General features: G+C 42.1%; 17 protein-coding genes. 1 reads left to right on the top strand and 16 read right to left on the bottom strand.

From position 1 onward, the window contains the following. Positions 1–37 precede the first annotated feature (37 nt). The 15 genes from HMPREF1518_RS08960 to HMPREF1518_RS08890 all read right to left on the bottom strand — a co-directional run bounded on the left by HMPREF1518_RS08960 (position 38) and on the right by HMPREF1518_RS08890 (position 15,421). On the bottom strand, positions 38–850 hold the full coding sequence (locus HMPREF1518_RS08960) for a LicD family protein (protein ID WP_033585656.1): 813 nt from the start codon (positions 848–850) through the stop codon (positions 38–40). Positions 851–907: 57 nt separating this feature from the next. Then, positions 908–3,067: a LicD family protein gene (locus tag HMPREF1518_RS08955; RefSeq protein WP_033585654.1), complete on the bottom strand. Its 2,160-nt coding sequence runs from the start codon at positions 3,065–3,067 to the stop codon at positions 908–910. 21 nt (positions 3,068–3,088) lie between these two features. Then, complete coding sequence (locus tag HMPREF1518_RS08950) at positions 3,089–4,057, bottom strand: glycosyltransferase family 2 protein (RefSeq protein ID WP_033585653.1); 969 nt, start codon at positions 4,055–4,057, stop codon at positions 3,089–3,091. Next, positions 4,054–4,890, bottom strand: a complete 837-nt coding sequence (locus HMPREF1518_RS08945; protein WP_009730304.1) for a LicD family protein — start codon at positions 4,888–4,890, stop codon at positions 4,054–4,056. Before HMPREF1518_RS08945 ends, HMPREF1518_RS08950 begins: the two co-directional genes overlap by 4 nt. A gap of 145 nt (positions 4,891–5,035) precedes the next feature. Beyond that, positions 5,036–6,331, bottom strand: coding sequence for an LCP family protein (locus HMPREF1518_RS08940; protein ID WP_033585650.1), 1,296 nt, complete (start codon positions 6,329–6,331; stop codon positions 5,036–5,038). Next, positions 6,328–7,176: a prephenate dehydratase gene (pheA, locus tag HMPREF1518_RS08935; protein ID WP_033585646.1), complete on the bottom strand. Its 849-nt coding sequence runs from the start codon at positions 7,174–7,176 to the stop codon at positions 6,328–6,330. The genes HMPREF1518_RS08940 and pheA overlap by 4 nt, the downstream gene beginning before the upstream one ends. Further along, entirely contained in the window at positions 7,173–7,649 is a 477-nt protein-coding gene (locus tag HMPREF1518_RS08930; protein WP_001151347.1) for a shikimate kinase, read from the bottom strand. Before HMPREF1518_RS08930 ends, pheA begins: the two co-directional genes overlap by 4 nt. Then, entirely contained in the window at positions 7,642–8,925 is a 1,284-nt protein-coding gene (gene aroA, locus HMPREF1518_RS08925) for a 3-phosphoshikimate 1-carboxyvinyltransferase (protein WP_033585644.1), read from the bottom strand. Before aroA ends, HMPREF1518_RS08930 begins: the two co-directional genes overlap by 8 nt. 90 nt (positions 8,926–9,015) lie before the next feature. Then, positions 9,016–9,354, bottom strand: a complete 339-nt coding sequence (locus HMPREF1518_RS08920; RefSeq protein WP_033585642.1) for a YlbF/YmcA family competence regulator — start codon at positions 9,352–9,354, stop codon at positions 9,016–9,018. A 10-nt stretch (positions 9,355–9,364) separates the two neighbouring features. Next, positions 9,365–10,468 (bottom strand): prephenate dehydrogenase, encoded by a 1,104-nt coding sequence (locus HMPREF1518_RS08915; protein WP_033585640.1) that lies wholly within the window; start codon positions 10,466–10,468, stop codon positions 9,365–9,367. 9 nt (positions 10,469–10,477) lie between these two features. Continuing rightward, a complete protein-coding gene (aroC, locus tag HMPREF1518_RS08910) occupies positions 10,478–11,644 on the bottom strand; it encodes a chorismate synthase (RefSeq protein ID WP_001269893.1) in 1,167 nt (388 codons plus the stop codon). 9 nt (positions 11,645–11,653) lie between these two features. Continuing rightward, the gene (gene aroB / locus HMPREF1518_RS08905; protein WP_033585638.1) at positions 11,654–12,721 is read right to left on the bottom strand and encodes a 3-dehydroquinate synthase; all 1,068 of its coding nucleotides are present in this window, start codon (positions 12,719–12,721) and stop codon (positions 11,654–11,656) included. An 18-nt stretch (positions 12,722–12,739) separates the two neighbouring features. Next, the gene (locus HMPREF1518_RS08900; RefSeq protein ID WP_033585636.1) at positions 12,740–13,594 is read right to left on the bottom strand and encodes a shikimate dehydrogenase; all 855 of its coding nucleotides are present in this window, start codon (positions 13,592–13,594) and stop codon (positions 12,740–12,742) included. Continuing rightward, positions 13,584–14,261, bottom strand: a complete 678-nt coding sequence (gene aroD / locus HMPREF1518_RS08895; protein WP_033585635.1) for a type I 3-dehydroquinate dehydratase — start codon at positions 14,259–14,261, stop codon at positions 13,584–13,586. The genes HMPREF1518_RS08900 and aroD overlap by 11 nt, the downstream gene beginning before the upstream one ends. Continuing rightward, positions 14,258–15,421 carry a class I SAM-dependent rRNA methyltransferase gene (locus HMPREF1518_RS08890; protein WP_033585634.1) on the bottom strand — a complete coding sequence of 388 codons (1,164 nt, stop codon included), beginning with the start codon at positions 15,419–15,421 and terminating at the stop codon, positions 14,258–14,260. The genes aroD and HMPREF1518_RS08890 overlap by 4 nt, the downstream gene beginning before the upstream one ends. A 272-nt stretch (positions 15,422–15,693) precedes the next feature. Here HMPREF1518_RS08890 and HMPREF1518_RS08885 point away from each other — a divergent pair, with 272 nt between their 5' ends. After that, positions 15,694–17,142, top strand: a complete 1,449-nt coding sequence (locus HMPREF1518_RS08885) for an alpha-amylase (protein WP_033585631.1) — start codon at positions 15,694–15,696, stop codon at positions 17,140–17,142. Positions 17,143–17,229: 87 nt separating this feature from the next. On the opposite strand, the gene alaS is transcribed toward HMPREF1518_RS08885, so the two are convergent. After that, complete coding sequence (alaS, locus tag HMPREF1518_RS08880) at positions 17,230–19,848, bottom strand: alanine--tRNA ligase (protein WP_033585629.1); 2,619 nt, start codon at positions 19,846–19,848, stop codon at positions 17,230–17,232. Positions 19,849–19,855 lie beyond the last annotated feature (7 nt).

The following is a 19,855-nucleotide window of genomic DNA, read 5'->3' as shown; positions in this document are numbered from 1 at the left end:
ACTCCTTTATCTTAAACAATAAGCAACTTTTACTAATCTAATCAATCCAGTAGTTTTTATCCCCTCCTGGAACTTGTTGCTCAATAGGGGGTGGAGTCATATAGTTTTCTCCAAATTCGTAGACAAGTATTTCATGGTATTTTCTCGGAACCTTGACCACAATGTTTTCATAAGGTATATCAATCAAATCATAGAGCCATTCTTTTTTTATACCATCTGGATAATAAGGATCATAGATAGTACAAGTAAGATCTGTTGCTTGATCCACACTATACCTCAAAGCAAGACTCTCTAATTTTTGATTCCATAGCTGAGGGGAAGTTAAGCGGAAAATAGCTGATCCCATATAACGAGGGAGGTTTTTAAGTCCACCATTCTCAGACTTGATCCCTTTAAAATTCAAAGAAGAAAGTCGAACGAAATATTTGTAGAGTTTCATTTTCTTACGGTCACTTTCCTGTGTTACAACACCATCATATGGAAAAATGTCAACGCAAGTTCCCAATACGACCGTTGGGTCTACGAGGTTAGCATCTCGACGTGTCCTTACATCATAGACTCTCATATAACTGTATGGATATCCCTTTGTTTCTCTGAATGAAATCAATTTATAGTAGGGATGATTTTCATTTTGTAAAACCTTATACAGTTTTTCAAATTCATCACGCGCTAAGGAAATATCTGTATCATCATCCCAAGGGATGAATCCTTTATGGCGTACAGCTCCTAGTAAGGTTCCAAAATCAATAAAGTATTTGATTTGATGTTGTTCACAAAGCTCATGTAGATACTTTAAAATATCCAATTCTACTTGTTTGATTTCTTCAAGAGTTAAAGTTCTTTCAGACATAGGTTTTATTCTCCTAAATTTGACTATATTTTTAAACGTTTCTTAATTTCAATCTCGTCATTTAGACCTTTTAATAATCTTCCACAATTTAAAATCATGATGAGATACTCTTTGTTCAACCGGTGGCAATTGCATATAGTCTCCGTAGTCTGAGGTCAAAATTTCATGATATTTTTTCGGAATGGTAAATTCCTTACCTTCAAATGTTCCAGTAGTAGCTTGTTCCAGCCATTCACGTCTCCACACTGGTTTGTTCATATCTTTGTAGATAAGATAATCTACTTGCTCATAATCTGAGACTTTACGGGATTTTGCAAGCTCTTCAATCTGGGCAACGTATTTGTTCGTATTGGTAAAATAGAAAATAATAACTGACACATAGCGTAGCAGTGAATTCAGTACACTTTTCGTATTAGTAATTCCTTTAAAGGTGTAGCAACTCAATTGACGTTTCTTTATCAGTTTCGTCATCTTGTTTTTAAATTCTACGTCATCCTCGTAGCCATCTACAGGGAAAATATCTACATATATCCCCATATTTGAATCGATGCGAACATCTTCTTCCAACAAGTAGGTATGGTTATCCTGCACTTTCATGAAGGGATAGACATAGTTGAGATTATTTTTATAAGACATGACCTCGTAACGTTCATCAGGGTTAGCGATAAGGTAGTCTTGTAACTTTTCATAATCTTCTCGTAACATGCAGATATCCATGTCATCATCCCAAGGGATAAATCCTTGATGGCGAACAGCACCAATTAGACTTCCATATGCCAAGAAATACTTAACCCCAATTTTCTGACAAACATCATGAATATACTCCATGATTCCAAGTTCCATCTGTTGAATTTCACTGACATCTGTTACTTCTTGATACCGAATTCCTTCATCCTGTTTGCAGACTACAAGTCCATAGCCAATCGCTAGCCAGAAGATGATATTAATAAAGTTGGTTGAATACATAATCTGACTTTCAAATAATTGACCAAGCAAGATACCGAAGAAAAGAATCATGATCAATTTATCAGTATTTTTCTTGGAAACAATCAAATAAGTTAAAAAGCGCTTGATGACATAAGCCAGTACAAGAAGGAAGAATGCTAAGCCTAGAACTCCCGAACTGACAAATATGGTCACAAAAATGTTATGGAAATTCCCACCGATAAGAGAGTTTTGAATCTCAAATTTACTGAAATATTCTGTGTAGTAATCTGGAACATTTCGTACACCATAACCAAAAATTGGTTTCGTACTTCCCATCTTGATGGCATTTTTCCAGATATAGGTTCTACCACTTGGTGTTGTTTCAATCAGATGGAGCTCACCGTTCTTCTTAGTGACAGACGAATCTGTTTCAGCATAGGATTGTCCTTTGTTTAAATCTAAGACAGTCGCAGTTTCAGATGAAATGTAGATTGAAGTTACATAGCTTAATCCTATATTAGTTGCAGTAATCAGCAAACCAGCAACTATAAAAGTGAGGAATCGTTTAACGATACTTCCTCTAGTAGCAAAGAAACTATAGAGTCCAATCATGAGAAGTAAAGAAAGTAAGGCTCCTCGACTTTGCATCGTAGCGAAGTAAACTAATTGAATCACATTGTTCAGTTTAAGATAAACAGAATATTTACTTCCTTTATGGATCAAATACATAGCCAAAATAATGCTAATGTATGAAAATATCGCACTAGCATTAGGATTGACAATCCCCCACAGACGTCCATTCATGACACCATAATAATAAGATTGCTCGCCAATCTTAAATAGGATAAGGACTCTACTTAGCAATAAACCAAACGCAAAAATTGCTGAAGAAAAAGATACAATTTGAACCGTATAGGCAATCCAGTCAAATAATTTTTTGAGTTGACCCGATTGTAACATGGTAAATAATAAAACATAGGTTACCATAAAAAGTATTTCAATCACATTTCCAATCAAATGTCCCGAGCGATTGAAAATAGCAGATAGCAGATGGCTTCCAGCTAAGAGTCCAAATAAGGATAGAAATTTACGATCTACTGTGATTTCTTTCCACTTAAACAATAAAGTATAGCAAATATAAAGCACTACAATCGCTGACAATCCCTTATAGAGGGGATTTGCTATCTTATAAACCAGTGAACTCATACTTAAAATCGAAATGAAAACAAATAGATACGCAATCCATAGTTTTGATTTTTCAAAGTATTCATCCATTTTTGAAAAATTCATTTTCAACTCCTTCTCATGATATTAGTTTTTTAATCCAACAATTTTCTTATATAGCCATGGAGAAATGACAAGTGATAGGATCGCTACCTTGCGAAAAGTAGTGAAATAAGCATCCTTCCATATTTCGCGTCGGTGCTGAACAATCCAATTCCTCAGCTCGGCTTTCTCCTTTTGATACTCTTCACGTGAAGTAAAGATAATTTTATCGTAAACTGTAATGTACGACCAACATTCTCTATTTATTAATTCGTATTTTAAATTAGGGAAGGCTTGTGAAACTTGAGCAATTATTTGCTTATAAACTTCTATTGTATCAAATACATATCGATTAACAGATGTCGTTGCACTTCCCTCACGATGATCATAATAATAAACAGGTTTGTCAATAAATACGCAACTGCATCTTGTCTTTAGTAGCAATTCAGTTAAAAATAAGGCATCTTCAGCTAGGTGATAATTTGTATTAAACTTTTCATCCGCAAGCAGGTCTCTCTTAAACAGTTTTGCGACTGGAAAAAATGACGTTCTGGTAGTCATCAATAGTTCCTTCATGGTTTCTTCTGTTGACCAGAGTTCTGTTTTTCCAGAATGTGGAGGTAGGTCTGTTACAATGCCGTTTTTAATATGGTGCAGAGGAGCAATTACAAAGCCTATGTTTTCCCCCTCAACTGCACTTGCTAAAGTAGCTAAGTAATCCTGGGTAACGAAATCATCGCTATCAATAAAGGTGATCCAAGCACCCGTCGCTAGCTGAATTCCCATATTTCTAGCATTTGAAACACCAGCATTTTCGATATGATAAACCTTGATATTCTCATACTGAGATGCTAAGTAATCACAGATCTGTCCGCTGGAATCGGCAGAACCATCGTTGATTAGAATTAGTTCAAAATTGGCATAAGTTTGTTGAAGAATCGACTCCACACATCGCTCCAGATAGGCTTCTACATTGTAGACTGGAACGATAACGCTAATTTTTTCTCCCATCATGCTCCATATTCTCCCTTGTATTCTGTATAAGACTTATCCATATCAGCTATGACAGCATCATGATGCGGTACTTGCTTGTCTGCTGGTGGTGGTGTCATATAGTCCCCAAAAGCAGTTCTGAGATAGGCATCATAACCGACTGGAATGGGCATCTCTGTTCCTTCAAATGGCAAGAAAAGATTGTCTTCAAAAGATGCGATTGGGTATTTGTTTCGCATGTAGCCAGGACCTGAGCATAATTCCGTGATTCCATCGCTCTCAGCCAGACTATACTTGGTCATTTCTTTTTCAGCTTTTTTCCAAATGCGATAGCGTAGAGATTTTGGAGTTAAACCGAGTAAGATGCGACTTCCCCATTTCATGACTGCACCATGCTTTTCTGGGATAGTTTGGGCGCAAAAGAGTGAATAAATCAAGGCCCAACGAACCTGTTTCTTACGCTCAGCTGGATTTTTCGGATAATAATCTAAAGGCAAAACATCCAAGGCCAAACCGTGGGGCAAATCCAAATCCTGCTGGTAAGGTTTGATACATGTGGTTTCCTTGTCACGAATGGTAATAAAAAGGTTACGGTCTACAAAATCCTTGTGACTCTTTGACAAGAAATAACGCTCATCTGCATAACGTGGCCACAGTTCTGCTAATTTTTCATAATCCTTACGTGGCATGAAAAAGTCTAAGTCATCATCCCAAGGAATGAAACCCTTATTACGAAGGGCGCCAATAGCTCCTCCACCACAGAGGTAGCATAACAAATCATGTTCTTTACAAAATGCGACGAAATATTCAGCCATTTCCAGACTACGAGCCTGAATCGCTTTCAAATCACTCATATCTCTCCTCTTCTGTCCAATAACGAGTTATATCATTTTATTATACCATAAAAAAGCTATAAAAATCTATCAGATAGTAAGAAAAACCAAAGCTCAGACCACCATTTCACTAGTGAATCAAACTTTGATTTTCATTTATCGCCTCTTATCTCATTCCCATTTGAGCGAGTTTGGTTTGGTATTTATTTTGATCGACAAGAAGTCCTTGCCCTCCATAGACATCATAAGCATCTACCCAGTCACCAAGTTCGGGTACCGTGAGTCTTTCAATGCCATTTTGAGCACCTTCTAGGACAGATAATCCATTGGTCAACAAGAAGCTATATGGTAGATTTGTTGATGTCATGCCAAAAACTTTTCCAAGTGCCTCTGATCCTGTAAAGAGCTTGGTTGGATCTTTGATCTGCTCAAGAACAGCTGACATGACTTGTTGCTGACGTTTGGTACGGCCGTAGTCTCCCTCATCATCATCACGGAAGCGAGCATAGTTCAGCAAGGTGGAGCCATTCATCTGCTGTTTTCCAACTTTGATGGTTTGGGTTGGTGACTCAGTCTCTGTTGCATGCAGATCATCTCCAACTGTAGCTTCTGTCAGAGGTTGACCATTCAATGTTGAGAATTGAGCATCAATTGTTACTCCGTCAGGGAAGAGGGTATCAATAGCTGCTGCAAAGGCTTGAAAGTCAACTAGGGCATAGTACTTAATATCCAAGTCAAAGTTGTCTTTTAGAACCTTGCGGACCATTTCTGCCCCTTTTTGCCCTTCTTGTTCCCCAAGTTCATAAGCAACATTTAGTTTATTATCCCTCTGTTTCTGGCCATTTACAATCTTACTATATCCGTCAATATAAACTAAGTTGTCACGCATAAAGCTGACTAGCTTGATCTTTTTATCCGATCCGCTGACATTTAGTACCATGATCGTATCGGTACGGGTTTCTGCACTATTTTGACCGATACGGCCATCTGTCCCCATGACTAGGATATTCACACCGTCTTTGGTATCCTGACCGTTAAAGACCTCTACTTGAGCTGCCTTGGCGTCAGCTGGCTTATTTGTTGGATTGGCCGCTGACTGGAACCCTCGAAGAAACATGAAAATCATCCCTGCAGCCACACATGTAATCAACAACAAGAACCAAGTCAGTATTCGTTTGAAGCGAATTCTTCTTTTTTTCTTTTTGACTTTAGGCAGAGGAGCTACCTTTTCACGTCTCTTAGATCGACTTCTACTGCCATAAGTCGGAAGATCAATATCTCTACCCCAAGTTTCTTCTTTTTCTTCTTGGGAGAAGTGGTGAACTTCAGACTTGGGACCTGTCATTTTTTGTTGCAGATAATCAAACTCCCTCCGTTCACGATCGTTGAGGTAATGAATATTTTTGAAGAGATAGTCATAACGTAACTGCTCGTGATGACTTAAAGGATTTTCTTTGCTCATTGACTCTCCTTTTCTATATCAGTTATGGTAAAAATCGGGTAGGTTCCCAGTATCTTGTGCTGGATCCCAATGGCCTCTAGTTCTTGTCTGGCAAAATGAACCAGTTCTTTGTCACTATAGTCTATATCGATAATGAAAAAGTATTCTCCCAAGGCTGTTTTAAGGGGGCGACTTTCAATCTTTGTTAAGTCAATCCCCCTCCAAGCAAAGGTCGAAAGTGCCTTGTAAAGAGCACCAGGTAGGTTGTCTGGTAAGGTCAAGGCCAAACTCATTTTTTCAGCTTGCGAGTTCAAAGGAATCTTCGGTATCTCTGCCCCTAACACCCAAAAACGTGTGAAATTGGCTTCCATCTCCTGAATATCCTCTGCAATTAATTCCAAGCCATATTCTTCGGCAGAACTTCTTGGTGCAATGGCTACGTATGGCTGGTCTGGATGTTCTGAAATAAATCGAGCTGCATAGGCAGTACTAGCGGTTACCTCTATTTTAGCATCTGGATAGTGTGCATCAATGAACCTCTTTCCTTGAGCCAGAGCCTGAGGATGAGAAAAGATCTTTTCAATTTTTGACTGACCTGGAACTGCCATCAGCTGCTGGTGAATGGGTTGAACAATTTCTGCAACTGCTTGGATGCGAGCCTGGTGAAAAAGGTAATCCAAACTTTCATGGACACTACCTTCAATGGAGTTTTCAACTGGTACCACAGAATAGTCCACCAAGCCCTGTTCATAGGCCTTGATAACATCTGTGATATTGGCAAAAGCCTGCAATTCCTCTTTGGGAAAGGCTGTCTGCACAACATGATGCGAAAAAGATCCCTTGGGACCTAGATAGGCAATTTTCATCTCAGTTCCTCTATAATTTCCTTTGGGCTTAACTTGGTCACATCAAGAACTTGACTGGCTACTTCCTCATACCAAGCTTGTCTTTCTTGGAAAATAGTTGCCAGTTCTTCCTTACTTTTGTTAAGAAAAAGCGGGCGCTGATTGTCCTTATCAGCTGCGATACGTTGGTAGAGGGTTTCAAAATCTGCTTTTAGGTAGATGTTATCAGGATTGGTCTTAAGCAAGTCGCGATTTTTCTGAGAAATGACAACCCCTCCTCCAGTTGACACAACGTGATCCGTTTTTAGTAAGTCAGCTAGGACTTCTGACTCTACTTGACGAAAGGCCACTTCTCCTTTTTCAACGAAGAAATCCGCAATGGACATGTCCAAACGTTCCTCGATTAAGGAATCCATATCAATGTAGTCTGGGGCCAACCCTCTAGCGATTGTCGACTTGCCTGCCCCCATAAATCCGAGTAATACCTTAGCCATGAATCAAGCTCTCCAAATCCTCAAAGAAGCTAGGATAGCTGGTATTGATGGCTTCAGCACGGTCAAGTTCCACTTCTCCATCCGCAACCAAGAGGGCTGCGATGGCTGTCATCATTCCGATTCGATGGTCACCAAACGTATTGACTCTAGCGCCATGAAGTCTTGATTTCCCTTTGATAATCATCCCGTCTGCTGTAGGAGTGATGTCCGCTCCCATGCTATTTAAGGCATCTGCCACCACCTGAATGCGGTCAGTTTCCTTGACCTTGAGTTCTTCAGCATCCTTAATAACTGTTACACCTTGGGCTTGGGTCGCTAGAAGGGCAATAATAGGCAATTCATCAATCAAACGGGGAATCAAGGATCCACCAATCTCTGTTCCTTTTAAGTCAGAATACTCGACAGTTAGGGTTGCTGATTTAGCAACTGGATCGATTTCAGTTATTTCTAATTTTCCTCCCATGGCGCGAATGACATCAATAATACCAGTACGCGTTTCGTTGATGCCCACATTCTGCAGCACTACACGAGAATTTGGAACGATCAAACCTGCGACTAGCCAAAAGGCTGCACTGGAAATATCTCCTGGAACAACCACTTTTTGTCCTGTCAATTTTTGCGGCCCTTGGACTGTGATTTTCTTGCCATCCACACTTAAATGGCCACCAAATTGCTGTAGCATATCTTCGGTGTGGTTACGAGTACATTCTTTCTCGATAATCACGGACTCCCCCTGAGCCTGCAAGGCTGCAAATATCAAGGCAGACTTAACTTGAGCAGAGGCGATTGGCAACTCATACTGAATAGGTCTTAGGTTTTTCGTCCCTTTTAAATGAAGGGGAGGCAGGTCTCGCTCTGTTTGCCCTGAAATGCTAACCCCCATTTTTTTCAATGGAATCGTCACACGATCCATAGGACGTTTGGAAAGACTATCATCTCCAAACATTTCTACTTCGAAGTCTGCACCAGCAAGGACACCTGAGATCAGGCGAATCGAGGTACCAGAATTACCCATATCAAGAGCATTTTGCGGAGCTTTTAAGCCATCCATTCCAACACCTTGAATGGTAATAACCCCATCTTTATCCTCAATTTCAACACCAAGGTCACGAAAAATCTGCATGGTTGAAAGTACATCCTCTCCACGCAAAATATCATATACCTTGGTTTCTCCCTCAGCCAAACTTCCGAAAATAATCGAACGGTGACTAATAGACTTGTCACCTGGAACCCAGATACTGCCATGTAAGTGGCGAATGTTTGTTTTTAGTTTCATAGTTGACCTCATACTTGCAACACTTTTTCTTATTTTATCACAAAAAAGCCAGAAATTCCTGAAATTTCTGGCTTTTATACAGATAAAATACTATTTTAATAATTCTGAAACAGGTTCAAAGACAATTTTTTCAATGTCTGAAAGGTATATAGACAATTGTTGCTGTTTGGTAAAGAAATCTGACAAAAGAGCGTTCTCTTGGATTTGTTTGCTGAAAGACTGCATCTTTTCTTGGAAAGAGGCGTCTGGCATTTGTCCCGTTTGCGCCATGACTTGGATTTCTTGCTGGAAAGCGAGGTAGTCTGCAAAAATCTTGCTAGCTTGTTCATCAGCTTGGATGGCATCTTTTGCTGCCTTGACCGCCTTGTATTCTGGTAATTCGCGTAATCCGCGACTAAGTTCATTTGCACTATCGTAAATATTTGACATGATTTTCTCCTTATTTGATGACGACTGTGTAGTCCGTATTTTCTGTAATTAAGCGCTCAGCTCGTTCTAAGTCTTGAGCATTTTTAAAGGAAATTTGTAGAATCCCGTGAACATCTTCACGGTTTTCTTCGTTGATGTGGATATTAACCAAAGAAGTCCCACGAAGTAATTCCAAAATCCGCAAGATAACATCTTCTTCATCGGGAACATCGACATAGAGGTCATAAGAACTGTCCACACCACCACGCTTATGGATTTCCATGGCCTGACGTTGCGCACGCGCTTGGTTGAAAAAGTTCCAGATTTGCTCTTCATCTCCCTTGCTGATGGCTTGTCCAACCTCATCTAGGCGCTCCTTGAAATCCGCAATTCGCTCTAGAATAGTCTCACGATTGGACAAGAGAATGGAAGTCCACATACCTGGCTCGCTTTCCGCAATGCGAGTCATATCTCGAAAACCACCTGCCGCAAAGCGCCTTGCCATCTCATGTTCTTGAGCATAAACTGCCGTCTGCTCCATAAGGCTGGAAGCCAGAATATGAGGAAAATGGCTAATCTGAGAAGTCACCCGATCATGCTCCTTGGCATCAATCTCGATAAAACGAGCATGAAGGCCTGAAAGCAGATCCTTCATTTCCTCAAGTGTGTCAGGACTTGTCAGGCTCGAAGGTGTGAAGATATAGTAGGCATTTTCAAAGAGATTAACATCCGCAGAGGCAGCCCCTGTCTTGTGGCTACCGGCCATGGGATGGGCCCCGACAAAGCGAACAGGATTGCCAGCTAAATGTTCCTCCGCCGCATCCACGATGGCTGACTTGGTCGAGCCTGCATCCGAGATAATGACGCCTTCCTTCAAGTCTAAGTTTGCCAGCTCCTTAATAAAAGCAATGGTCTGTTTGATTGGCAAGGTCAGGATGATGACATCTGCTAGGGGAGCGAAACTGGCAAAATCATCCGTCGCACGGTCAATCATCCCCCGCTCCAAGGCAATGTCTCTCGAAGCCTGACTGCGATTATAACCTATAATTTCATAATCCGGATGATCACGCCTGATACCGAGTGCCATCGAAGCACCAATCAAACCGAGACCTGCGATATAGATGGTTTTTGCCATAAGGACTCCTTAATAGTTCTTTGTATAGTCTCGGTGCTTGGCAACTGCCTCTTTTAATTCTTCAAGATTATCTGATGAGAATTTTTCAAGGATTTCTTGTGCCAGAACCGTTGCTACAACGGCTTCCATGACCACACCTGCAGCTGGAAGGGCGGTCGGATCACTTCTCTCCACGGTTGCCTTGTAAGGTTCGTGGGTTTCGATATCCACACTCATAAGTGGTTTGTAAAGAGTGGGAATGGGTTTCATGACTCCACGAACAACGATCGGTTGCCCATTGGTCATACCACCTTCAAAACCGCCCAGATTATTGGTACGACGAGTATAGCCGTCTTCTTTAGACCAGAGAATTTCGTCCATAACTTGGCTACCTTTGCGGTAACCAGCTTCAAAGCCAAGACCAAATTCCACCCCTTTAAAAGCATTGATAGAGACAACTGCTTGGGCCAATCGCGCATCTAATTTTCTGTCCCATTGGACATAGGAACCGAGACCGACTGGAACACCTCCGACAACTGTTTCCACAACCCCACCGATGGTATCACCGTCACGCTTGATTTGGTCAATATAGTCCTTGATTTCTTGTTCTCGTTCTTGGTTGACAATAGAAACTTCAGACTGGGCAGCTCGTTCCTTAATCTCTGCGACTGTTAAGTTTTCTGGAACATCGATTTCCTTGCCACCAAAGACAACGACATGGTTTGCAATCTCCATATCCAGTTCAGCTAAGAGACGTTTGGCTACTGCTCCTACTGCAACTCGCATGGTTGTTTCTCGAGCTGATGAACGTTCCAAGGAATTTCGTAAATCATCAAAACGGTACTTGATGCCCCCAACCAAATCGGCATGACCGGGACGTGGATGGGTGATTTTCCGCTTACTTTTAAGGCGGTCTTCGATGTCTTCAGCAGACATGATATCCAGCCATTTTTGGTGGTCTTTGTTGATGACATCCATGGTAATGGGAGCCCCTGTCGTCTTCCCGTGACGAACGCCCGATGTAAAGACAACCTGGTCACTCTCAATTTTCATACGGCCACCACGACCGTAGCCACCCTGACGACGTTTCAGATCCTCGTTGATGTCCTCTACTGTTAAAGGAAGTCCAGCTGGAATTCCTTCAATGATAGCCGTCAGACGGGGTCCGTGTGATTCTCCTGCAGTTAAATATCTCATACGTTCTCCTTATTTTACCAAGTAGTCTTTCATCTCTTCCAGAGAAACTGGGTGAATGGTTGCCGAACCAAGATCTGGCACCAAGACCAATTTCAAGGTATTGCCACGCGCTTTCTTGTCATGAGTCAAAGCCTGATAAAGCTTATCAACATCCCAGTTTTCATAGTCAACAGGTAAGCCAAATTTCTGACACATAGCTGTGATGGACTGGGTTATGCCAGCTGGCATGAGGCCTTTTTCCTCAGCAACCTTGGAAATCTGTACCATACCCATAGCCACTGCCTCACCATGCATGACCTTGCCATAACCGGCCGTTGCTTCAATAGCATGGCCAATAGTGTGCCCAAAATTGAGGTAAAGGCGAACACCATTATCCAACTCATCCTCAACCACCATCTTGCGCTTCACCTGACAAGAATGTTCAATCAAAGTCTCTGCATGTTCAAGAATGCTCTCTACAGAACCATCTAGCTCCGTTAAGAGAGCCCATAGTTCTGGATCCTCAATCAAACCATACTTGATAACCTCACCCATCCCCTCAATCAACTCTCTTTTTCCGAGTGTTTCAAGGACAAGCGGATCAATCAGAACCCCATCTGGTTGGGCAAAGGTCCCCACCATATTTTTAGCAAATGGAGTATTAACACCTGTCTTTCCACCGATAGAAGAATCAACCTGGGCTGTCAAACTAGTCGGAATCTGAACAAAGTGAATGCCCCGCATATAGGTAGAGGCTACGAAACCAGCCAGGTCCCCAACGACACCACCGCCAAGAGCCACAATCCCATCGCTACGAGTCAGACCTTGCTTGACTAAAAATTCATAGACCTTCTGAACAGTTGTTAAATTTTTTCGTTCTTCGCCTTCTAAAAAGTCAAAAACAGCTACCTGAAAACCAGCATCTTCTAGGCTGAGTTTAACCTTCTCTGCATAGAGAGAAACTACATGGTTATCTGTCACAATGACTACCTTTTGTGGTTGCCAGAGTTCTCGCAACCATTGACCAGCCTGGGCCAGACAACCTTTTTCAATCTGAATATCATAAGGATGATGCGGAATATCGATTCTGATTTTCATAGTAGGGTCTCCCTTTCACTATTTATATTTTTCTGTTAAGGACTGCCAAATCTCTTCTGTCGGCATTTCTTTACCTGTCCACAATTGAAAAGCTTCAGCAGCTTGATAGAGCAACATCCCCAGACCATTGACGGCTGGATTGCCCTGACTTCTAGCCCATTTCAAAAACGGCGTCTCAAAGGGTTGGTAAATGATATCTGCCACCAAGAGATCTTCTGGTAAGACTATACTTGTCGGAACTGGGGACGACTGGCCATCCATCCCCACACTAGTAGCATTGACGAGCAGGTCCGACTTGGCAATCTTTTCTTGCAGTTCAGAAATATCTTCTAAAGCATACAAGTCCACTTTAAAGCCTGTTTGCTCCTGCAACTTATCTAGGTAAGGTCTTGTTTTTTCCATGGAAACTGAACGAACAAAGACTGAAATCTGACTGGCGCCATCCAAAATAGCCTGAGCCAAAATGGACTTGGCTGCACCACCTGCTCCTAGAATGGTTATTTTCTTATCCGAGATTGTAAAAGAAGGCAAGCTCTTAAAAAATCCCTTGCCATCTGTATTATATCCAATTAACGTTCCGTCTTGATTGACAACTGTGTTGACCGCCCCAATCAAACGAGCCTCATCACTCAACTCATCCAGATAAGGAATCACTTGCTCCTTGTAAGGCATGGAAAGATTGATCCCAAACATCTGGTAACGCCGAATATTGGCTACTGTTTCTGCCAAGTCACCCGCTTTAATCTCCCAAGCCACATAGACACCATTTGTAGCTGTCGACTCAAAGGCCCTATTGTGGATGAAGGGTGAAATAGAGTGTCTGATGGGATTTGCAACAACTGCAGCTAAACGTGTATAGCCATCAAGCTTCATCCAAAATCTCCCTGATTTTCTTCATACTTGATAGAGAAATCTGACCTGGTGCACTGGCCGCATCCATGCTAGCAAAAGACCAGCTAGAACCTGTCACATCTGAAGTGATACGCGAAACCTTACCAATTTTCCCCATGGAAATAGTCACGTACTCTTGCTCAGGATTGAGTGTCTTGAAACCTCGCGTATAATTCATCAGATCCAAAACATCCTGCTCCGTATGGGCCATGACAGATACCTTGACCACTTTCGGAGAGAGACTGGTCAATTCAGACAAGATTTCCATCATGTTTTCAGGCGTTTCTTGGAAATTGTGATAACTCAAGACCAGATTTGGAAAATCCAACATCTCCTCGAAAACATCCTTGTAGCTGTAGTACTCAAAATCAATATAGTCTGGTTGATAGAGTTGCGCCACTTCCTTGATAATTTGAACATACTCTTCTGAGGAAAGTTCGATTTCTCCTCCCTCAGCGCGAGTCCGAAGGGTAAAGACCAGTTCGCGTCCTGCAAATTTCTCAAAGATAGCGGGTGCTACCTGTAAAATAGCGTCCTTTGCAAGAAAGTCCGCACGCCACTCAATGATATCGGCATCTTCATACCTAGTGGCATCCAGTTCTTGCGCTTCTTCTAAACTTCTTGGCATTACTGAGACGACTAATTTCATTTACTAACCTTCATACTAATCACCTTGAGGTAATTACTGCTTTCATCTTTTTTATTATAGGCAAAGTCTGCTGGAAGACCATATTGGTTTAAAATCTGATACCTTCTTCCTGCAAAACCTTTATCAATTTGTTCTGTAAATTTCTGGTGGGAAACATTGGCAGCATTAGTACTGGCAATGATAATGCCTCCCGAATTTAAAATCTCTAGACTTTGGGAAATCAACTTGTGATAATCCTTCGCCACAGAAAATGTTTGTTTTTTATTCCGTGCAAAGCTCGGCGGATCTAGGACAATCACATCATAGGTCAATCCTTTTCGCTTGGCATACTTGAAATATTCAAAGACATCCATAACGATAAAACGATGATTGTCCGTGCTGAATCCATTTGCTTGAAAATGAGCTTCTGACAGCTCTCTGGACCGTTTGGCCAAGTCGACAGAAGTTGTCTCACTCGCGCCTCCCATAGCTGCAGCAACTGAAAAGGCAGCCGTATAGGAAAACATATTGAGCAAGGATTTGCCCATGGCTAGACCGTCAACCAGACTCCCACGAACTTCATGCTGGTCTAGAAAAATCCCTGTCATCAAGCCATCATTCATAAAGACTTGATAGAGCACGCCATTCTCAAGAACAGTAAAATAGTCTGGCGCTTCCTCACCATAAACATGGGCAGACTCGTAGTCTAGACCTTTAAAACGAATCTTCTCATAAGCACCCAAGACCTCAGGAAAAACTTCCTTAAAAGCCTTTACTATCAACTTTCGAATCTGGTAAACAAAGGAGTTGTACCACGAAAAGACAGCATAATCTCCGTAGAGATCAACAGTCAGACCGCCAAAGCCATCCCCCTCTTGGTTAAAAAGGCGAAAGGCAGTAGTCAAGTCATCCTGATAATAAGGCTTTCTAACTTCCTTGGCCTTACGAAACAGAGCTTCAAAAAAGATTTGGTTAAAGCTAACCTTTTCCTTACTGACCATCCAACCAATGCCTTTGTTTTGCTGGGAAAGATAGGCGCTCCCTAAAAATTTCCCGTCTTGACTAAGAACTTCTACTGCCTGATCCGTTAGACCAATATCTCTTAAATCACTTGCTTCCAAAAGAACTAGACCCTTAGCTAGCTTTTTTTCAACATGTCTGCTGACCCTAATTCTATTCATAACTACTATTATAGCAAATTTTATGACAATTCTCAAAAAAGAAACCGCTTATCCATTTTTACTTTAGTTTACTAAATGCCATTTTTGTTAAAATAAGTTTATTCCATTTACTTTTTCACCAAAACATCTTTTCCCTTATAATGGAAGGAGAGATTCTATTCGCTAAAAATAGACAAAAACATAAATGAGTATAGAAAATTGCGCAAACGTTTGCCTAGTTCTAAACTTTATGGTAGAATATAACTCATCATTGATAAGCAAGAGGAAAAACAATGCAAAATCAGACACTTATGCAATACTTTGAGTGGTATCTGCCCCACGACGGCCAACACTGGGCTCGACTGACAAAAGACGCAGAGCACCTAGCAAACCTTGGTATCAGCCATGTCTGGATGCCACCTGCCTTCAAGGCAACCAACGAAAAAGATGTCGGCTATGGTGTTTACGATCTTTTTGACCTAGGTGAATTTCATCAAAAAGGGACTGTCCGTACCAAGTATGGGTTTAAAGAAGACTATCTTCAAGCCATTCAAGCTCTAAAGGCTCAGGGAATTCGACCTATGGCTGATGTGGTGCTCAATCACAAGGCTGCAGCCGATCACATGGAATCCTTTCAGGTTATTGAAGTGGACCCTGAGGACCGTACCGTTCAACTAAGCGAGCCCTTCACCATCAATGGTTGGACTCACTTTACTTTCGATGGTCGTCAAAATACCTACAATGACTTCCACTGGCACTGGTACCACTTCACAGGTACAGACTATGATGCCAAACGCCGTAAATCTGGCATTTACCTGATCCAGGGGGACAACAAGGGCTGGGCAAACGAGGAATTGGTCGATAATGAAAACGGCAACTACGACTACCTCATGTATGCCGACCTAGACTTTAAGCATCCTGAAGTGATCAAAAATATCTATGACTGGGCTGACTGGTTCATGGAAACGACTGGTATTGCTGGTTTCCGCTTGGATGCCGTCAAACACATTGACTCTTTCTTTATGCGCAATTTCATCCGTGATATGAAGGAAAAATACGGGCAAGATTTCTATGTTTTTGGTGAATTTTGGAATCCAGATAAAGAAGCCAATCTAGACTACCTTGAAAAAACAGAAGAACGTTTTGACCTTGTCGATGTTCGCCTCCACCAGAATCTCTTTGAAGCTAGTCAGGCTGGAGCAAGCTACGACCTTCGTACTATCTTTACTGATAGCTTGGTTGAACTAAAACCCGATAAGGCTGTGACCTTTGTCGACAACCACGATACCCAAAGAGGTCAAGCCCTTGAGTCTACTGTTGAAGAATGGTTCAAGCCAGCAGCCTATGCCCTTATTCTATTACGCCAAGATGGTCTTCCATGTGTCTTTTACGGAGATTATTACGGCATTTCAGGGCAATATGCTCAACAAGATTTCAAAGAAGTTCTTGATCGTCTCCTAGCCATTCGAAAAGACTTGGCCTATGGAGAGCAAACAGACTACTTTGATGATCCTAACTGTATCGGATGGGTCCGTACAGGTGCTGAACATCAATCTCCAATCGCTGTCCTCATCTCAAATGACCAAGAAAACAGCAAATCTATGTTTGTCGGGCAAGAATGGGCTGACCAAACCTTTGTTGACCTCCTTAAAAATCACCCAGCACAAGTTACAATCAATGCTGAAGGTTATGGAGAATTTCCAGTAGCAGCGGGTTCAGTCAGTGTCTTCGCAGCAAAATAAACCTATCAGTTACAAGCCAAATCCAACTAGATTTGGCTTTTTTGTATGCACAAAAAGACCTACCCAAATGGATAGATCTTTATTGTCTTACAATTTACCTGCTACTGCATCCAAGAGTTCTTGGATTTTCGCTTGGTTGCTTCCTCCTGCCATGGCCATGTCTGGTTTACCACCACCACGTCCATCGACGATTGGAGCCAATTCTTTGATCAGGTTTCCTGCGTGTACATCTTTAGTCTTGCTTGCTACGAGGACATTGACCTTGTCACCAATAGCGGCAACTAGGACAAGCACATCAGAGTAGTCTTTTTGTTTCCATTTGTCCGCAAAGGTACGAAGGGCACCTGCATCTGATACAGAAACTTGGCTTGCAATGTAACGGTGACCGTTTGCTTCTTGAACATTCTTAAAAACATCGCCTGCTGCAGCTGCCGCTGCCTTTTCTTTCAACTCAGCATTTTCTTTTTGGAGCTGACGAAGTTGTTCTTGAAGTCCTTCAATCTTATGAGGTACTTCCTTGAGTTGAGGGGCTTTCAAGGTTGCTGCGACGGCTTTCAGAGCGTCTTCTTGTTCGCGGTAAGCTTCAAAAGCTTCCTTACCAGTCACTGCCAAGATACGGCGAGTTCCTGATCCAATCCCTTCTTCTTTGACAATCTTGAAGAGACCAATTTCAGAAGTATTACCTACGTGGGTACCACCACAAAGTTCCACTGAGTAGTCACCAATCGTAACAACACGAACTTCCTTACCATACTTCTCACCAAAGAGGGCCATAGCTCCCATTTCTTTAGCAGTGTCAATATCTGTCTCAACAGTTTCTACTGCAATTGCTTCCCAGATTTTCTCATTGACCTGTTGTTCAATGGCGCGCAATTCTTCAGGAGTTACTGCTTGGAAGTGTGTGAAGTCAAAGCGAAGGAATTCGACTTCGTTAAGGGATCCTGCTTGTGTCGCATGGTTTCCAAGGATATTGTGAAGGGCTGCATGGAGCAAGTGAGTTGCTGTGTGGTTTTTCATGACACGGTGACGACGATTGGTATCGATGGCCAATGTATATTCTTGGTTCAAAGCAAGCGGTGCAAGAACTTCAACCGTATGAAGAGCTTGTCCGTTTGGCGCTTTTTGAACATCTGTCACAGTAGCCACAAGTTTTCCTGTAGCATCCAAGATTTGACCATGGTCAGCTACCTGTCCACCCATTTCAGCGTAGAATGGTGTTTCCGCAAAGAACAGGGAGGCAGTTCCTTCTGAAACAGCTTCAACTTCAGCATTGTCCGCTACGATAGCCACCAACTTAGAAGGCAATTGACTGGCATTGTAGTTGAAGACACTTTCCACTGTAATGTTTTGGAGGGTTTCATTTTGCATTCCCATTGAGCCACCCTTGACAGCTGACGCACGCGCACGTTCTTGCTGCTCTTTCATGGCTGCTTCAAAACCTTCACGGTCTACAGTCATCCCAGCTTCTTCAGCGATTTCTTCCGTCAACTCAACTGGGAATCCGTAAGTGTCGTAGAGTTTGAAGACATCTTGCCCAGCGATAACGTTTTGACCTTTCGCTTTCAAATCAGCTACAATGGTTTCTGCAAAGTGTTGACCTGAATGAAGGGTACGGGCAAATGACTCTTCTTCGCTCTTGATGATTTTTTCGATAAAGTCACGTTTTTCAAGTACTTCTGGGTAGTAGCTTTCCATAATTTTTCCAACAGTTGGAACGAGTTTGTAAAGGAAAGGCTCGTTGATGCCCAATTTTTGACCGTGCATAGAAGCACGACGAAGCAAACGACGAAGGACATAACCACGACCTTCGTTTCCTGGAAGCGCACCATCACCGATGGCAAATGAAAGAGAACGGATGTGGTCAGCGATGACCTTGAAGCTCATGTTGTCGCCATCTTGGTCATAGACCTTACCAGACAATTTCTCAACTTCACGAATGATTGGCATGAAGAGGTCAGTTTCAAAGTTTGTCTTAGCCCCTTGGATAACGGCCACCAAACGCTCCAAACCAGCTCCCGTATCAATGTTCTTGTGTGGTAATTCCTTGTATTCGCTACGAGGAACAGCAGGATCTGCGTTAAATTGTGACAGAACGATGTTCCAGATTTCGATGTAACGATCGTTTTCGATATCCTCTGCAAGCAGGCGAATACCGATGTTTTCTGGGTCAAAGGCTTCTCCACGGTCAAAGAAAATCTCTGTATCAGGTCCAGAAGGTCCCGCACCGATTTCCCAGAAGTTGTCTTCGATTGGGATTAAGTGGTTTGGATCCACTCCTACTTCAATCCAGCGGTTGTAAGAATCTTTATCGTCTGGATAGTAGGTCATGTACAGTTTATCAGCTGGAAAATCAAACCATTCAGGACTTGTCAAAAGCTCATAAGCCCAAGTGATAGCTTCATCACGGAAGTAATCCCCTATAGAGAAGTTCCCCAACATTTCAAACATGGTATGGTGACGCGCAGTTTTCCCTACGTTTTCGATGTCGTTAGTACGGATGGCTTTTTGCGCATTGGTAATACGTGGGTTTTCAGGGATAATGGTTCCGTCAAAGTATTTCTTAAGCGTTGCTACCCCTGAGTTAATCCACAAAAGAGTTGGGTCATTTACAGGAACCAAGCTGACTGATGGTTCTACAGAGTGGCCTTTACTTGCCCAGAAATCTAGCCACATTTGGCGTACTTGAGCACTAGATAGTTGTTTCATAATATCT

It is taken from the genome of Streptococcus sp. SR1 (genome assembly GCF_000526075.1).
In the GTDB taxonomy this organism is placed as follows: domain Bacteria; phylum Bacillota; class Bacilli; order Lactobacillales; family Streptococcaceae; genus Streptococcus; species Streptococcus halitosis.
Note: the sequence above shows the minus strand (reverse complement) of the source record. Positions and strands in the feature narration are given on the sequence as shown.